Source organism: Bradyrhizobium iriomotense (assembly GCF_030160715.1).
GTDB lineage: Bacteria > Pseudomonadota > Alphaproteobacteria > Rhizobiales > Xanthobacteraceae > Bradyrhizobium > Bradyrhizobium iriomotense.
Map to the genome: position 1 here is coordinate 1 of NZ_BSOW01000058.1, position 16,943 is coordinate 16,943.

The window sequence follows — 16,943 nt, forward strand, 5'->3', positions numbered from 1 at the left end:
CGGCCGTCGCGGGCGGCGGCGGCGAAGTGGACGAGCCCGACCGGCTTGCCAGGCGTGGCGCCGCCGGGGCCGGCGATCCCGGTGATGGCCACCGCAAGGTCGACGCCGGCGCGCTCGAGCGCACCGACCGCCATCGCGGTCGCGGTCTCCTTGCTGACGGCGCCGAAATTGAGAAGCGTGCTCGCCTCGACCCCGAGCATCGCGCGCTTGGCGTCATTGGAATAGGTGACGAAGCCGCGGTCGATCACGTCGGACGAGCCGGGGATGTCGGTCAGCGCGCCAGCGACGAGGCCGCCGGTGCACGACTCGGCGGTCGCGATCGTCAGCTTGCGCATCCGGCACAGATCGAGCAGCGAGCGGGAGAGGGCGCGTGCGTCGCTGCCGCCCATGGCCTAGATGCCCCAGGGCAGGCGGATGGTGGCGCTCGCGGTCGCCGCGATGCCTTCCTCGCGGCCGGTAAAGCCGAGCCGCTCGCTGGTCGTCGCCTTCACCGCGACGCGCGAGATGTCGACGCCGGAGATTTCAGCGATCCGCGCGCGCATGGTGTCGCGCAAGGGACCGATCTTCGGCCGCTCGCAGATCATCGTCACCTCGAGATTGGCGACGCGGCCGCCGCGCGCCGTGACGCGCTCGATGGCGTATTTCAGGAACTGGTCGGAGGAGGCGCCCTTCCACTTGGGGTCGCTCGGTGGAAAGTGCGAACCGATGTCGCCGTCGGCGAGCGCACCGAGGATGGCATCGACCAGCGCATGCAGGCCGACGTCGCCGTCGGAGTGGGCGAGGAAGCCCTTGCTGTGCGGCACGCGCACGCCGCAGATCATGACGTGGTCGCCTTCGCCGAAGGCATGCACGTCGTAACCGGTCCCGGTCCTGATGTCGCCGAGCTGGCTGGCGAGGCGCGCTTCCTCGCGGACGAAGTCTTCGGGGGTGGTGAGCTTCATGTTTGCAACATCGCCTTCAAAGGTTGCGACCGTCAATCCCGCCCATTCGGCGATCGCCGCATCATCTGTGAAATCAGAGCGTCCGTCCTTCGCGGCGCGACGATGCGCGTCGAGGATGACATCGAAACGAAAGGATTGCGGCGTCTGCGCGATTCTGAGGCGCGCGCGGTCCGGCGTTGCCTCGATCTGCCCGGCAGCTCCGATCAGCTTAACCGTGTCGTTGACTGCTATCGCGGGGATCGCGGCACTGTGCCGGCTCGCGGCTTCGATCGCGCGGGAGATCAGGGCCTGCGAGACGAATGGCCGCGCCGCATCGTGGATTAACACCAAGTCCGGCTTGTGCGGAGCGAGCGCTTCGAGGCCGGCGAGCACGGAAGCCTGGCGCGTCGCGCCGCCGCTCGTCGGGGACTCATGGCGCAGGCCCTTGACCGCTGCCGTGAACATAGCGCTGTCATCGGGGTTCACGACCGGCTGAACCAGCGCGACATCGGGGTGGTTGCTGAAGGACTCCATGGCGCGAAAGATCACCGGCACGCCGCCGATCGCGCGGTATTGCTTCGGCCCGCCCGCACCCGCGCGAAGCCCGCGCCCGGCCGCCACGAGAACAACTGCGGTCCGCTCTGATTTCGCCATAGCGCTGAAATACTCAATTGATAGTGATGATCGGGGCGAGGGATGATTTTGGCATGCCTCTAGCACGGTCCCCGCGGAAGAACAGCGGTGTTTGCCGATTGTCAGCAACAGCTTTTTGCTGCACTGCACTTGAAAGATTGCAAGAACTGTCTAAAGTGTAGGCATGACGCTTGACTGCACAAGAATTGTGCGCAAGATAGGTCATGGCGGACGCGATGAGGCGCCGCCTTTGAGACGAGACGTCCGTGACCGGCTCGGTAGGATCAGGCGCTAAGCCGTTGAAAATAGGCGATATTGATGTCGCCAACCCGGTCTTCCTGGCGCCCATGTCGGGGGTGACCGATTCCCCCTTCCGGCGGCTGACCGCGGAGCTTGGGGCAGGTCTCGTCGTGTCCGAAATGACCGCGAGCGACGAGCTCGCCAATGGCCACAGGATGTCGCGGTTGCGCTGCGAGGCGACGGGCCTGGGGCCGCATGTGGTCCAGCTTGCCGGCTGCGAGGCGCACTGGATGGCGGAGGGCGCCCGGATCGCGGAAGCGGAAGGCGCCGACATCATCGATATCAACATGGGCTGCCCGGCGCGCCACGTCACCGGCGGCCAGTCCGGCTCCGCGCTGATGCGCGACCTCGACCACGCCTTGCGCCTGATCGAAGCAACGATCGCCGCTGTGAAGGTTCCGGTCACGCTGAAGATGCGGCTCGGCTGGGACGACCGTACCCGCAACGCGCCGGAGCTGGCGCGACGGGCGGAGGCCGCCGGCGTCAAGCTCATCACCGTGCACGGCCGCACGCGCTGCCAGTTTTACAAGGGTGAGGCCGATTGGGACGCCGTGCGCGACGTACGCGCCGCGATTTCGCTGCCGCTGGTCGTCAACGGCGACATCACCTCCTACGACAAGGCCGTGGCAGCGCTGGAGGCCTCCGGCGCCGATGCCGTCATGATCGGACGCGGCGCGCAAGGGCAACCCTGGCTGCCCGGTCAGATCGGCCGGCGCCTCCAGGGTGGGGCGGAAGAGGCCGCGCCCTCGCTCGGCGAGCAACTCCATTATGTCCGCACGCTCTATGAGGGTGTCTGCGATCTCTATGGCCTGCGCATCGGCCTCAGGCATGCGCGCAAGCATCTCGGCTGGGCGCTCGATGTTGCCGCACATCTCAGCCGCGCGCCGGCCGAGAAGCTGAAGGCCTGGCGCCAGAACATCCTCACATCCGAGGATCCGCGTGCCGTTCACCGGTCGCTGCAAGATGCCTTCGACGACTTCGCATGGAGCGCTGCTGCATGAGCTCAGCCGCTGAACATCGTCGGCCGCTTCCGTCAGATGCCGATGCGATCCTGGATGCCTTGCCCAATCCGGTGCTCCTGATCGGGCCGGATGGTAAGATCATCGGCGCCAATATCGCGACCGAGGCGTTCTTCGAGATCTCGACGCAATTCCTGAAGCGCCAATCGCTCAAGGAGCTGGTGCCGTTCGGCAGTCCCTTGCTGGCGCTGATCGACCAGGTGCGCTCCCTGAATGCGCCGGTCAACGAATACAAGGTCGATCTTGGCACGCCACGCATGGGCGGCGACCGCCAAGTCGACCTGCATGTCGCCCCGCTCACCGAGCGGCCCGGCCATATCGTGGTGATGCTCCAGGAGCGCACCATCGCCGATAAGATGGACCGGCAGCTCACCCATCGCAGCGCAGCGCGCTCGGTGATAGCGCTAGCAGCGATGCTGGCGCATGAGATCAAGAACCCGCTCTCCGGCATCCGTGGCGCCGCCCAGCTCCTCGAGCAGCAGGCCTCCTCCGAAGACCGCATGCTGACGCGGCTGATCTGCGACGAGGCCGACCGCATCGTCACGCTTGTCGACCGCATGGAAGTGTTCGGCGACGAACGCCCCGTCGTGCGCGGTCCGGTCAACATCCACTCCGTGCTCGACCACGTGAAGCGCCTCGCGCAATCCGGCTTTGCCCGCAATATCCGCTTCATCGAGGATTACGATCCTTCGCTGCCGCCGGTACTCGCGAACCAGGATCAGCTCATCCAGGTGTTCCTCAATCTCGTGAAGAACGCCGCGGAAGCCCTGATCGACGTGCCCGACGCCGAGATCCAGCTCACCACCGCCTTCCGTCCCGGCGTGCGCCTGTCGGTGCCCGGTCAAAAATCCCGGGTATCACTGCCGCTCGAATTCTGCGTCAAGGACAACGGACCGGGCGTGCCCGAAGATCTCCTGCCCAACCTGTTCGATCCCTTCGTGACCACCAAGCAGACCGGCAGCGGTCTCGGTCTGGCGCTGGTCGCAAAAATCGTCGGGGATCACGGGGGCATCATCGAATGCGAGTCTCAGCCGCGCAAGACGACCTTCCGCGTGCTGATGCCGATGTACTCCACTTCCATCAAACACGCCGATCAAAGCAGTCGCGCCGACTCTGCCGGGAAGCCGTCGCCTGCGTCACAGGGGGCAAAATGAGGATTAAATATGCCCGCAGGTAGCATTCTCGTTGCTGATGACGATACCGCCATCCGCACGGTTCTCAATCAGGCACTTTCCCGGGCTGGCTATGAAGTCAGGCTGACTGGCAACGCCGCCACGTTATGGCGCTGGGTCAGCCAGGGGGAGGGCGATCTCGTCATCACCGACGTGGTGATGCCGGATGAAAACGCCTTCGACCTGTTGCCGCGCATCAAGAAGATGCGGCCGAATTTGCCGGTCATCGTGATGAGTGCGCAGAACACGTTCATGACGGCGATCCGCGCCTCCGAGCGCGGGGCTTACGAATATCTGCCAAAGCCCTTCGACCTGAAGGAGCTGATCGCGATCGTCGGGCGGGCGCTGGCCGAGCCGAAGGAGCGAACGTCGAGCCCGGACGAAGACGCCGAGATGGAAGCGATCCCGCTCGTCGGCCGCTCGCCGGCGATGCAGGAAATCTACCGCGTGCTGGCGCGGCTGATGCAGACCGATCTGACCGTGATGATCACGGGCGAGTCCGGCACCGGCAAGGAGCTGGTGGCGCGCGCGCTGCACGACTACGGCAAGCGCCGCAACGGTCCGTTCGTCGCCGTCAACATGGCGGCGATCCCGCGCGACCTCATTGAGTCCGAACTGTTCGGCCATGAGCGCGGCGCGTTCACCGGCGCCAACACCCGTGCTTCCGGCCGCTTCGAGCAGGCCGAAGGTGGCACGCTGTTCCTAGACGAGATCGGCGACATGCCGATGGAAGCGCAGACGCGCCTGTTGCGCGTGCTACAACAGGGCGAATACACCACCGTCGGCGGCCGCACCCCGATCAAGACCGACGTGCGCATCGTTGCCGCCTCCAACAAGGATCTGCGCGTTCTGATCCAGCAGGGGCTGTTCCGAGAGGACCTGTTCTTCCGCCTCAACGTCGTGCCGCTGCGACTGCCGCCCTTGCGCGAGCGCATCGAGGATCTGCCAGATCTGGTGCGTCACTTCTTTGCGCTGGCCGAGAAGGACGGCCTGCCGCCGAAGAAGCTGGACGCGCTGGCGCTCGAGCGGCTGAAGCAGCATCGCTGGCCCGGCAACGTGCGCGAGCTGGAAAACCTCGCACGACGTCTCGCCGCGCTCTATCCGCAGGACGTGATCACCGCGTCCGTCATCGATGGTGAGCTTGCGCCGCCGTCGATCAGCCCGGGTGCCGCCGTCCAGCAGGGCGTCGACAATCTCGGTGGGGCCGTCGAGGCGTATCTGTCCACGCACTTCCAGGGCTTCCCCAACGGCATGCCGCCGCCCGGCCTCTATCACCGCATCCTCAAGGAGATCGAGGTCCCGCTGCTCACCGCAGCCCTCGCGGCCACCCGCGGCAACCAGATCCGCGCCGCGGACCTGCTCGGCCTCAACCGCAACACGTTGCGGAAGAAGATCCGGGATCTCGATATCCAGGTCTATCGAAGCGGGGGCTAGTCCCAGCCAAAGTCACTCCGGGCGATGCATCAGCATCGACCCGGACTGTGGCCTGCCCCGAAAGGACGGCGGCTCGACACCGCTGCCGACCGCATGGAGCCGATTCCATTCTGTTCGTTTCCGAACCGTTGCTTCCATTCAGTGGAGGTACCCCCTAATCGCGATTCAAATTTACATTTGTCCCTTCTGGAGCGGGTCGCTTGCGAAATGATCTCCGCTAGGGTTGAGTGATTTCACGTTCGAATGCTTTACAGCCCCCGGTTGTGGTCGCGGTTTTCAGAGCAACGGCCTTTCCAAGTGAGATGAGCTCTCGTCATGTCTCTCGACGAAGTGGTGCTCGGTCCCGACGATCGGCCTCTCGCGCATTCGCAACTGACTGACTTCACCCGATGGTGTGAGACACGCATTGGTCAGAAACTGTCCGATCATGCAGCGATGGACCGTTTCTCGGTGCGGGAGTTCCGCAGCTTCTGGCGCCTCTTTCTGGAATGGTGCCACCTGCCGGGGGAGGGAGCTGTCGATCCAGTCTGCGTGGGCGATGCCTGCGAAACCGCACGCTTTTTCCCAAACCTTCGTCTGAACTACGCCGAGTGCCTCCTCGCCGGCAGCCCAGAAGAGCGGGTCCTGACGGCTCGCCACGGGGACGGCAGCCGGGATACTTACACGCGCGGGGCACTTCGCATAGCAGCCGCCCGGCTGGCAGCGCGGCTCGAACGCCTTGGCGTGCGTCGTGGTGACCATGTCGTGGCGATCGCACGCAACAATGCCGAAGCGATCATTGCCGCGATGGCCACCGCTGCCACTGGCGCAACCTTCGCCAGTTGCGCGTCGGACATGGGCGTACCCGCCATCCTCGCGCGGTTCGCCCCCCTGGATCCCGTGGTGCTGTTTGGCTGCCTCAAGGCAGAGCCATGGGATTCGGGCGTCCCTGTCGCCGAGCGCGTGATCACAACGGCGAGGGCCTGCCAAGTCTTGCTGCGATCATCGCGCTGGACGACGGCCCGCTTGCCGTCAGCGATGGGACAGTGTCTCTGCACAGGCTTGCCGATCTGCTGCGCGATGCCGTTGAGGGCGAGGATCGACCCGGCTGGCTGCGCCATCCGTTCAATCAGCCCCTGTTCACGATGTTCTCCTCCGGCACCACGGGTCCGCCGAAATGCATACAGCACGGCGTCGGGGGCACCCTGCTGGAGCATGTGAAAGAGCACCGGTTACACTGCGATCTCGCCCCTGGCGACAAGCTGTTCTTCCAGACCTCCTGCGGTTGGATGATGTGGAACTGGCAGCTTTCCGCGCTCGCATCCGGCGTGGAGCTCGTTCTCTACGATGGGCCGCTCGAAGGGCCGGATACCTTTTGGGGGATCGTTGCCGAGGAGGGCGTGACTGTCTTCGGCACCAATCCTGCCTATCTGCACTTTTGCGAGCAGGCGGCCTTCTCGCCGCGACGGACGCTCAACCTTTCCGCCTTGCGTGCCGTGCTCTCCACCGGGTCCATCCTTTATCCCCGCCAATACGATTGGGTCCGCGATGAGGTGAAGGCCACGATACCGCTACAGTCGATCTCGGGCGGCACCGACATCATCGGCTGCTTTGTGCTGGGCAATCCGAATCTGCCTGTCCATCGCGGCGAAGCACAGTGCCGCAGTCTCGGCCTCGACGTGCGCTCGCTACCGCCGCCTGATGATCCGCAGGCAGCGATCGGCGAACTGGTCTGCGCCAACCCTTTTCCCTCGCGCCCCCTCGGCTTTCGCGGTGACGTCGACGGCAGGCGTTTCCATGCGACCTACTTCGCCCAGAATCCCGGCTTCTGGACGCATGGCGACCTGATCGAGGCCACCCCCCACGGCGGTTGGAAACTTCACGGCCGTTCCGACGGCATCCTCAACGTGCGCGGCATTCGCGTCGGCACCGCGGAGATCTACCGCATCCTTGGCGCGATCGAGGAGATACTGGAGGCGATGGCGGTGGAGCAGCAGGCCGAAGAAGAGCCTGGCGGTACGCGTATGGTTCTTCTGATCGTGCTCCGCAAAGGCCTGGTGCTCGACAACACGTTGGCGAAGCACATTCGCTCGGAGCTTGCGCGCTGCGGCTCTGCCGCTTTCGTGCCGGCGCGCATCGCGCAGGTCGATGCGCTTCCAGTCACCTTTAGCGGCAAGCGGTCAGAAGCTGCGGCGCGGGATGCCGTGAATGCTCGCACGGTACGGAACCGTGATGCCCTTCAGAACCCGCAATGTCTCGATACCATCGCTGCGCATCCGGTGGTCCGGGCGCCTTCGGCCGTGACGGTGTCACAGGCGCCGACGCGTGGCACCAAGGTCATTCCGGATGGTGACGAGTTACGGCAGGAGTTGCAGGCGATCTGCGAGCGCACACTAGGTGTCTCGCCCATCACCTGGTCCGATAATCTTCTCGAGGTCGGCGCGGATTCGCTGGCGGTCGTGAACTTGCTGCTCGAGATCGAAGGTTATGCTGGACATCACCTGTCCCTTTCGGCCTTTCTGGCCGCGCCGTCGATCGAAGGCGTGGCAACAATCCTGTCGGTCGGTGCGGCGCCGATGGCGAAGAGACAGGCTGATCGGCTGCATTTGCGTGTTGTGGACCGCGATGATCGGGAGCCTGTGTGTCAATTCCTCGCGCAGACCATCGGTAAGTCAGCCATCAATGCCACTGCCTGGCGCCGACTGTTCGAGCATGGCTGGTCCAATCACGAGCGCGGCTTCATGCTCCTCGACGGCGACGAGGTCGTCGGCTTTCTTGGCACCATCGCCGCCCGGCGGCAAGTGAATGGCAAGGCAACGCTCGTTTGCAACGTCTCCTCTTGGTGCGTGCACCCGAGCTACCGCGGCTGGGGGATGGCTCTGCTCGCGGAGGCGCTACGAGATGAGAGCGTAACCTATACAGCTTTCACGCCCGCGCCGATTTCCTGGTCTGCTCTCCTGACGCAGCGTTTCACGCCACTGGAAACGGGCCGGATCTTCATGCCACCATTGCTGCACGCCGAGACGCTCTTCGCGTCGAACCGGCCCGTCATCAGCTTTGATCCCGCGGTTGTCCGCGCGAGATTGAGCAGCGAGCAACGTCAAATCTTCGACGACCACGCACCGTATGATTGCTTGCAGCTTACCGTTAGCGATGGGGGCGAGCATGCCTATCTCGTGGTGAAGCGCCGGACACAGCGCCTCAATGCGAGGCGACTTCGGGGACTGGGGAAGGTTCTCCCCTTGGGCATTCCCTATTCGGACATCTTGCATTGCAGTGCGCCGGCACTGCTGTTGCGGCATATCGAGCGTGTCAAGCTGGCGATCCTGTGGCGACAGCGGACGGTGGCGCTCGTCGCGGAGGCAAGGCTCTTTGATGTGAAACCACGAGGCATGATGCTCGCGGCATCCACCTGCTATCGCTCCCCATTGCCGGTGGCCGGCGCGCTCGACAGGCTGTACTCGGAGATCGTATTGCTGCCGATCTGAAAGGTACCAAATACAGCGCGCTGCGGCTTCCGGATGGGCGAGGGGACGTTCAGCGGCGAGCTCCATGAGCCCGCCTTGGCGCCGCGATTCGGTCCTTGAAGGCGAGGAGTGAGAGCGATCAAGCCTTCCTCGATGATGGGGCAGGGTTGCATATTCTTCCCGATGACAAAGGAGTAGGAACCAATTCTAAGTCGGTGCATCGCCCGGCCGTAAGCCGAGCGACGGGGATCGCTTGGATGGAAGAGTACAGGGCCAATTTGCTCGGGCCTGATGGGCAAATTACCGATCGGATCAATATCATTTGTGCGGATGAGAAGACGGCGCGAGAGCGGGCATGGCAACTCGCACATGATTGTGCAGTCGAGCTTTGGCAGGGGGATCAGATGATCGCGAAATATCCAGCCCGACACTGAGGCAGAGCCGACCTCCTCGGTAACCCATCGAGAACTTCGCCGGCTGCACTTGTAGTTTGGCAAAACACCTTCGCAAAACACGAGGAGATCGCAGACGCCAGATTATGGATCCATTGGGCATCGAGCTGGCGCCGAGCTACTGCTTGTCGTGGATGTGGGAAACAAGAGCCCGCCGGTTGACGCCGGCAGGCTTACTCAGCGCCATTCGCTGTCGGGCACGGTCACTTTTGGCGATCGGAGCTGCGCTAGACCTTGCTCGATTATTCGCAAGTCCTTCTGAACCTGCTCCAGCGCCTGACGCGAATCGAAGCCGGACGCTGCCTGCAGATCCTTGAGCAGCCGCTGCCGAAGTTCACGCATATCGTCCAGCGCTCGCTGGTTCTTCAAGCGTACATAGGCGGAAACGATCAGTTCAATGGTGGTCGATGGCATTGGCTGGTTCCTCAAATAAGCTTGGCTGAAGAGAGAAGCGCTGTTGGGCTCGAAATACAGGTCCCGGCAGCGCTTTATTCTCTAACTGAGCACTGAAATCCCAGTTGGTTTCGAATGTGCAATGGTCATGCCACAGGCTTGTGACATGCCGCGCCTCTAAGGAGGTACTCCCTGCTCGTCGTGAGCGGTCAGGAACAAGTGGCAATAGGCCGCGTTCGTCGAACGCTTCGGTCGTGCCTGACACCATGACCGAACGCGGTTGAAACTCCTAACGGCCCTGGCTCGCCTTCTGGCCGGGGCCGATTTTGTTCCTTCAAGAGAACCGCCGCCTTCGCAACCATTGGAACTGTTGTCTGGCCAAGAACTTTAACAGGCATCACCGCGCGGTCCGTGGCATCCATCGGTGATGAGATCGCCATCACGCGCTCCCGCCCCACGCCAACAGGGAAGGAGCGCGCCATGAGACGACGCTCAAGTCCCCACACATTTGAGGATGGATTGGCCGCAGGAAAAGCGCGCCTTGAGCAAAGAGCGGCAAAGCTAAAACCTGGCCGCGAACAAGAAGATCATCTGAGCAGAATGCACCGGCTCGATACTGCGGCCGATATGATTGGCTCAATTCGCCAGGATTGCAGGCGTCGAGGTAAGGCCGTGATCCAAGAGCCCCAATTCGATACGTATTCCGTCCAGGCACGAATCTGCCTTGGCGTTGCGATCTTTGGTGCAGCGCTTTTCCTCGCTGGATTGCTAATGAGCTTCTTCACACAGTAAGGCCGCCAACTAAGACGGCCTTAGAGCATGAAGACGGCCTTAAAGCGCGATGAGATTAGGATGAATCGTCATCGCGCTTTAGGTTGTTGTTTGAGCATGATCTTTTCGGAAAACCGCTCCACACTTTTCCGGATCATGCTCTAGTGCATGAAATAGACGCTCGTAATCGCAATCGCGACGAGTACCGAGCCACCGCCGACGGCAACGGCAAGACAGATACGAGCCGGGATTGAATAGGGATCTTCGCCCACGACGCGCTCCTCGTAGTGCAGGCGGGAGCGCGATCGGTCTCTCAGTCACCGACGCCTACGGACAGAGCCTTGGCCGATGATCAGGCGCAACCGAGTAACGTTGAATTAGTTCCAAGCGGCTCTGCCGCGCGGAGATCGAAACGTCACAGCTGGTTCGGCAACAAGCCGGTGTTCGCGCGGCCCCGCCTCCCGGTGGCTTTAGGCCAACGCAGGATAGGTGGGTCCGAGCCTGGGGCATGACATGCCCGCACGCACGCTTTGATTCGATCTCCTTACGCGATTTGGTAAATCGTGGCCAAAACAAGTGCTTGAAATTGGTAAGCCATTGATGGATTGAGTACTTTTTACGATTGTCGCGCTTCGGCAACAATGTGATATCAATGCATCAGTATCCGTGAACCGCGGATCCCGTTTTCAGCATCACCATTGCCAGAATGACCAGCGCAGACACCTCGGCTACCTCGGCCGCAGCCTTCGAGACGTCGCCAGCGGATGAGCCCAAGCGCGGCTTGCTGCGGCGTTGGCTGGCGCCGTTTGCGGTCGGTCTGGCGCTGCTGTCGGCCTTCCTGACCTTCGTGATCCTCACCGGCCTGACCCGGATCGAGCCGACCCGGGAGGTTGTCAGTTCGTTCCTGCTGATCAATGCCGGCACCATCCTGCTCTTGATCGGGATCATCGTGCGCGAGGTCTGGCAGATGATCCAGGCCCGCCGGCGGGGGCGGGCGGCGGCGCGGCTGCACGTGCAGATCGTCGGCCTGTTCTCGATCATCGCGGTGCTGCCGGCCGTGCTGGTCGCCGTCGTCGCCAATGTCACCATCGAACGCGGCCTCGATCGGCTGTTCTCGGGGCCGACCAAGGAGGTGATCCAGAACTCGCTGACGATCGCGCTTGCCTACATGCAGGATCACGCGCAGCTCATCCGCGGCGATATTCTTGGCATGGCCAACGATATCGCCCACGCCCGCCCGCTCTACGACCAGGACCGGCGGTCGTTTCGCGAGCTGCTGACCGCGAGTGCCGGCTCTCGGAACCTGCCGGGCGCAATGATCATCGACAAGAATACCAACATCCTGGAATCGGCGGACACCGGCATCCGGCTCGCCTATTCGCCGCCGGCGCCGGACTTTCTGAGCAACGTCGGTGAGAACGAGCCGGAAATCGCCGTCCTGCCCGAAAACAACTACGTCGCCGCCGTGATCCGGCTCCGCGCCTTCAATGACACCTTCCTGTATGTCGCACGCCAGCTCGATCCGCGCGTCGTGGCGCAGGTCAAGCAGACCCAGCTCAGCGTCGCCGAGTATGGCCAGATCGAATCGCGCAGGCTCGGCATCCAGGTCGCATTCGCGCTGATGTTCGCGGTGATCGCGCTGACCATCCTGATGGCCTCGGTGCTGATCGGGCTCAACTTCGCCAACTGGCTGGTGGCGCCGATCAGGCGGCTGATGAACGCGGCCCATACGGTTTCGACCGGCGACCTCCACGTCCAGGTCCCCGTGCACAAATCCGAAGGCGATCTTGCCCAGCTGGGTGAGACCTTCAACAAGATGACCCAGGAGCTGCGCAGCCAGCGCGACGAGCTCGTCAGCGCCAGCGACCTGATCGACAGCCGCCGCCGCTTCATCGAGGCCGTGCTGTCCTCGGCCTCCGCTGGCATCATCGGCGTCGATGCCTCCGGCACCGTCGGCATCCTGAATCGCTCTGCGGAGAAGCTGATCGGGCACGCGGAATCCGAGACGCTCGGCCATCCCTTGTCGGAAGTGCTGCCCGAGCTCGACGACATGATGAAGACGGCGCGGGAAGGTACCCAGCGGCTGGTGCAGGGCCAGATCACCATCATGCGCGACGGGCAGGAGCGCAACCTGTCGGTCCGCGTCAGCGCGGAGAAGACCAGCCAGCCGCGCGACAGCTACATCATCACGCTCGACGACATCACCGAGCTCGTCTCGGCGCAGCGCACCTCGGCCTGGGGCGACGTGGCACGCCGCATCGCCCACGAAATCAAGAACCCGCTGACGCCGATCCAGCTCTCCGCCGAGCGCATCCGCCGCAAATTCGGCAAAACCATCACCGAGGAGAAGGACAAGTCGATCTTCGACCAGTGCACCGATACCATCGTGCGCCAGGTCGACGACATCAGGCGCATGGTCGACGAGTTCTCGCGCTTTGCGCGCATGCCAAAGCCCGTGATGGAAGGAGAGGACGTGGTCGACACCGTACGGCAGGCGGTGTTCCTGATGAAAGTCGCGCATCCCGAGCTCGACATCGAGACTATTTTCAAGGAAGACCCGCTGCGCGCGCAGTTCGACCGCCGGCTGATCTCGCAGGCAGTGACCAACATCGTCAAGAATGCGACGGAAGCGATCGAGCAGGTGCCGCCGGAGGAACTCGGCAAGGGCCACATCGATGTCGTGGTCTCGCGCGAAGGCCAGGACGTGCTGATCGACGTCGTCGACAACGGTATCGGCCTGCCCAAGGTCGCGCGCTCGCGGCTGCTCGAGCCCTACGTCACGACGCGTGCCAAGGGCACGGGCCTCGGGCTTGCGATCGTCGGCCGCGTCCTGGAGGACCATGGCGGACGCATCGAGTTGAAAGACGCCTCCGACTTCCGGGAAGGCCAGCGCGGTGCCTGGATGCGGATGCGGTTTGCGGTCTCAGGCCACGCCAAGAACACCGTTGAGGTGAAGGACGGGGCCCAAAAGGCCAAAGAAACGGCCAAGGAACCGGGCACAAAGGCGCCGGCCGCCGAAACCAAAGAGCCGGCAGAAACGACTAATGATGCAACAAGAATCGAAGCCTCAACAGGCAACTGACAGAGCGGGCGCGACCCATGGCAAATGAAATTCTGATTGTCGATGATGAGGCCGATATTCGGGATCTCGTTGCGGGCATTCTCGAAGACGAGGGGTTCGTCACCAGAACCGCGCGGGACAGCGACTCTGCGCTCGCGGAGATCGCCAATCGCAGGCCGCATCTGGTGTTCCTGGACATCTGGCTGCAGGGCTCCAAGCTCGACGGCCTGCAACTGCTCGAGCAGGTCAAGAAGGACAATGCCGACCTGCCGGTCGTCATGATCTCCGGCCACGGCAACATCGAGACCGCGGTCGCCGCGATCAAGCGCGGCGCCTATGATTTCATCGAGAAGCCGTTCAAGGCGGACCGCCTGATCCTGGTGGCGACGCGCGCCCTGGAAAATTCGCGGCTCAAACGCGAGGTGAGGGAGCTCAAGCAGCTCGCCCCGACCGCGAGCCAGCTCGCCGGCCGCTCGCCGAGCATGAACCAACTGCGCCAGACCATCGAGCGGGCGGCCAAGGCCAACAGCCGCATCCTGATCGTCGGCCCCGCCGGCGCCGGCAAGGAATTGACCGCACGGACGCTGCATGCGGCCTCGGGCCGCGCCGACGGACCGTTCGTCGTGATCAATGCGGCAGCGATCACGCCGGAGCGCATGGAGCATGAGCTGTTCGGCGTCGAGCAGTCCAATGGCGAGCAGCCGCGCAAGTCGGGCGCGCTCGAAGAGGCCCATGGCGGCACGCTGTTCATCGACGAGATCGCCGACATGCCCCGCGAGACCCAGAACAAGATTCTGCGCGTGCTGGTCGAGCAGTCGTTCCAGCGCGTCGGTGGCACCGGCAAGGTGCAGGTCGACGTGCGCATCATCTCCTCGACCGCCCGCAACCTCGAGGAGGAGATCGCCGCCGGCACTTTCCGCGAGGATCTCTATCACCGCCTCTCGGTGGTGCCGATCCGCGTACCCGCTCTCTCCGAGCGACGCGAGGACATTCCGGAGCTGATCGACTATTTCATGGACCAGATCTCGGCGGCCACGGGGCTGCCCAAGCGCCAGATCGGCCAGGACGCCATGGCGGTGCTCCAGTCCCACGTCTGGCCCGGCAACGTCCGTCAGCTCCGCAACAACGTTGAGAGAGTAATGATTCTCGCCGCCGGCGGCCCGGAGGTGATCATCACCGCCGACATGTTGCCGCAGGACGTCGGCTCGATGGTCCCGGCAATGCCGACCAGCAACAATGGCGAGCACATCATGGGCCTGCCGCTGCGCGAGGCGCGGGAAGTGTTCGAGCGCGACTATTTGATTGCCCAGATCAGTCGTTTTTCAGGAAATATTTCTCGCACGGCGGAGTTCGTTGGCATGGAACGTTCTGCACTACACCGGAAGTTGAAGGCGCTCGGCGTCGGTTGACGCCCACGACCGGACAGCGACACGTTCATAATATCGAAGGAAAATCATCGATTTCCGTAGTTTTTCGGAGGAATTGGATGCGCACTGCCGCGTGAAGCGGCTTGCCTAATAAGCGCACCTGTCCTCTAATTGCACTGCCGACCCTCCGGAGGGGGATCTCATGAGAGGCGGCAACCGGGAGAGGCCCCAGATTGCAAAAGAGGGCAGCAACCGGTCGGACGATCCAAACAACAAGAAACTCAAAGCGAGATAACAACAATGGCGGCAGACCGCGCACAAAATCTACAAGACACCTTCCTCAACCACGTTCGCAAAACCAAGACGCCACTGACGATCTTTCTGGTCAACGGAGTGAAGCTCCAGGGCATCGTGACCTGGTTCGACAATTTCTGTCTGCTGCTTCGGCGCGACGGTCACTCGCAGCTCGTCTACAAGCATGCGATCTCGACCATCATGCCCGGCGCTCCGATCCAGCTGTTCGAAGGCGGCGAGGATCAGCCGGCTTGAGAGTGATCTGATTGGAACCCCGGAATTTCGACGGGGGTGCTGACCGTCCGCGGTCGGCAGGGGCTGCACAGACAGGGCGGGTGATCGTCATCGGCCCCTATATGCGTGTGCGCGCCGGCGGAGCCGACGCGCAATCGGAGAGCCATGTCCTGCGCGATGTCGAGGCGCGGCTCGAAGAGGCCGCAGGCCTTGCGCGCGCCATCGACCTCGTGATTGCCGACGCGCTGGTCGCACCGATCAGCCAGATCCGCCCCGCGACCTATCTCGGCAAGGGCAAGGTCGAGGAGATCAGCGGGCTGATCAAGAGCCTCGAGGTCGAGCTCGTGGTGATGGACTGTGCGCTCTCACCGATCCAGCAGCGCAATCTCGAGAAGGCCTGGAATGCCAAGGTGCTCGACCGCACCGGCCTGATCCTGGAGATCTTCGGCCGCCGCGCCAAGACCAAGGAAGGTTCGCTTCAGGTCGAGCTTGCCCATCTCAACTACCAGCGATCGCGCCTGGTGCGCTCCTGGACCCATCTCGAACGCCAGCGCGGCGGCTTCGGCTTCATGGGCGGTCCGGGCGAGACGCAGATCGAGGCCGACCGTCGTCTGATCTCAGAGCGCATCTCGCGGCTCGAGAATGAATTGAAGAAGGTGCAGGCGACGCGGCGCTTGCACCGTGCCGGCCGTCAGCGCGTCCCGTACCGCGTCGTGGCGCTGGTCGGCTACACCAATGCCGGCAAGTCGACGCTGTTCAACCGCCTGACCCGCGCCGACGTACAGGCCGCGGATATGCTTTTCGCGACACTCGATCCGACCTTGCGCGCGCTCAACCTGCCGCATGGCGGCAAGGCCATGCTGTCGGACACCGTCGGCTTCATCTCCAACCTGCCGACCCAGCTCGTGGCGGCGTTCCGCGCCACGCTGGAGGAGGTGCTGGAGGCCGACGTCATCCTGCACGTTCGCGACATTTCGCATGAGGACGCGGAGGCGCAGCAGAGCGACGTCGATGCCGTGCTGCGCCAGCTCGGCATCAATCCCGACGACTCCGGCCGCATCATCGAAGTCTGGAACAAGGTCGACCGGTTCGATCCTGAAACTCGCGAAGAGCTGCTGAACATCGCCGCACGCAGGCCATCGGATCATCCCGCGATGCTGGTCTCGGCCGTGTCGGGCGAGGGGATCGACGCACTCCTCACCGCAATCGAGGAGCGGCTGGCGGCAAAACGCACCACGCTCGATCTCTCCATCGATGCCGCAGACGGCGCCGGCATCTCGTGGCTGCATCGCAATTCCGAGGTGCTGGCGAAAGAGCTGCACGACGGCCGCTTCGACATGACCGTGCGGGTGGATGAAACCAAGCGGGATATCGTGGTGAACCGCTTCGACGCCGTGCCGCATCACGCGGCGTAGGTATGCCCCCAAATAGCTGGGGTCGTCCTGGC

At 63.4% G+C, this 16,943-nt stretch carries 14 protein-coding genes; 10 read left to right on the forward strand and 4 right to left on the reverse strand.

The genetic code is table 11. The features are described 5' to 3' along the window. From QQL28_RS43205 to QQL28_RS43215, 3 genes are all read right to left on the reverse strand, one after another. On the reverse strand, positions 1-389 hold a 389-nt coding region (locus QQL28_RS43205; RefSeq protein ID WP_284275652.1), incomplete at its 3' end, for a CinA family protein. 3 nt (positions 390-392) lie between these two features. Continuing rightward, positions 393-1,574 (reverse strand): bifunctional 2-C-methyl-D-erythritol 4-phosphate cytidylyltransferase/2-C-methyl-D-erythritol 2,4-cyclodiphosphate synthase, encoded by a 1,182-nt coding sequence (locus QQL28_RS43210; protein ID WP_284275654.1) that lies wholly within the window; start codon positions 1,572-1,574, stop codon positions 393-395. Between the two features lie 13 nt (positions 1,575-1,587). Further along, a complete protein-coding gene (locus tag QQL28_RS43215) occupies positions 1,588-1,779 on the reverse strand; it encodes a hypothetical protein (protein WP_284275657.1) in 192 nt (63 codons plus the stop codon). Positions 1,780-1,852: 73 nt separating this feature from the next. Here QQL28_RS43215 and dusB point away from each other — a divergent pair, with 73 nt between their 5' ends. The 5 genes from dusB (at position 1,853) to QQL28_RS43240 (ending at position 8,945) form a co-directional block, all read left to right on the forward strand. Beyond that, positions 1,853-2,854: a tRNA dihydrouridine synthase DusB gene (dusB, locus tag QQL28_RS43220; protein ID WP_284275758.1), complete on the forward strand. Its 1,002-nt coding sequence runs from the start codon at positions 1,853-1,855 to the stop codon at positions 2,852-2,854. Continuing rightward, a complete protein-coding gene (locus tag QQL28_RS43225; protein ID WP_284275660.1) occupies positions 2,851-4,026 on the forward strand; it encodes a two-component system sensor histidine kinase NtrB in 1,176 nt (391 codons plus the stop codon). The genes dusB and QQL28_RS43225 overlap by 4 nt, the downstream gene beginning before the upstream one ends. Positions 4,027-4,035: 9 nt before the next feature. Continuing rightward, entirely contained in the window at positions 4,036-5,478 is a 1,443-nt protein-coding gene (gene ntrC / locus QQL28_RS43230; protein ID WP_284275664.1) for a nitrogen regulation protein NR(I), read from the forward strand. A gap of 315 nt (positions 5,479-5,793) precedes the next feature. Then, a complete protein-coding gene (locus QQL28_RS43235; RefSeq protein ID WP_284275666.1) occupies positions 5,794-6,678 on the forward strand; it encodes an AMP-binding protein in 885 nt (294 codons plus the stop codon). Then, entirely contained in the window at positions 6,603-8,945 is a 2,343-nt protein-coding gene (locus QQL28_RS43240; protein ID WP_284275668.1) for an AMP-binding protein, read from the forward strand. Before QQL28_RS43235 ends, QQL28_RS43240 begins: the two co-directional genes overlap by 76 nt. A 608-nt stretch (positions 8,946-9,553) precedes the next feature. Here the strand turns inward: QQL28_RS43240 and QQL28_RS43245 are convergent. Further along, on the reverse strand, positions 9,554-9,790 hold the full coding sequence (locus QQL28_RS43245) for a hypothetical protein (protein ID WP_284275670.1): 237 nt from the start codon (positions 9,788-9,790) through the stop codon (positions 9,554-9,556). Positions 9,791-10,249: 459 nt separating this feature from the next. On the opposite strand from QQL28_RS43245, the gene QQL28_RS43250 reads away from it, so the two are divergent. The 5 genes from QQL28_RS43250 (at position 10,250) to hflX (ending at position 16,911) form a co-directional block, all read left to right on the forward strand. Further along, positions 10,250-10,561 carry a hypothetical protein gene (locus QQL28_RS43250; RefSeq protein ID WP_284275672.1) on the forward strand — a complete coding sequence of 104 codons (312 nt, stop codon included), beginning with the start codon at positions 10,250-10,252 and terminating at the stop codon, positions 10,559-10,561. 685 nt (positions 10,562-11,246) lie between these two features. Next, positions 11,247-13,622, forward strand: coding sequence for a sensor histidine kinase (locus QQL28_RS43255; RefSeq protein ID WP_284275674.1), 2,376 nt, complete (start codon positions 11,247-11,249; stop codon positions 13,620-13,622). Positions 13,623-13,639: 17 nt separating this feature from the next. Further along, positions 13,640-15,010: a nitrogen assimilation response regulator NtrX gene (gene ntrX, locus QQL28_RS43260; protein ID WP_284275676.1), complete on the forward strand. Its 1,371-nt coding sequence runs from the start codon at positions 13,640-13,642 to the stop codon at positions 15,008-15,010. Positions 15,011-15,268: 258 nt separating this feature from the next. Beyond that, positions 15,269-15,517 (forward strand): RNA chaperone Hfq, encoded by a 249-nt coding sequence (hfq, locus tag QQL28_RS43265; protein WP_007591126.1) that lies wholly within the window; start codon positions 15,269-15,271, stop codon positions 15,515-15,517. An 11-nt stretch (positions 15,518-15,528) separates the two neighbouring features. Then, complete coding sequence (gene hflX, locus QQL28_RS43270; protein WP_284275719.1) at positions 15,529-16,911, forward strand: GTPase HflX; 1,383 nt, start codon at positions 15,529-15,531, stop codon at positions 16,909-16,911. Positions 16,912-16,943: the final 32 nt, after the last annotated feature.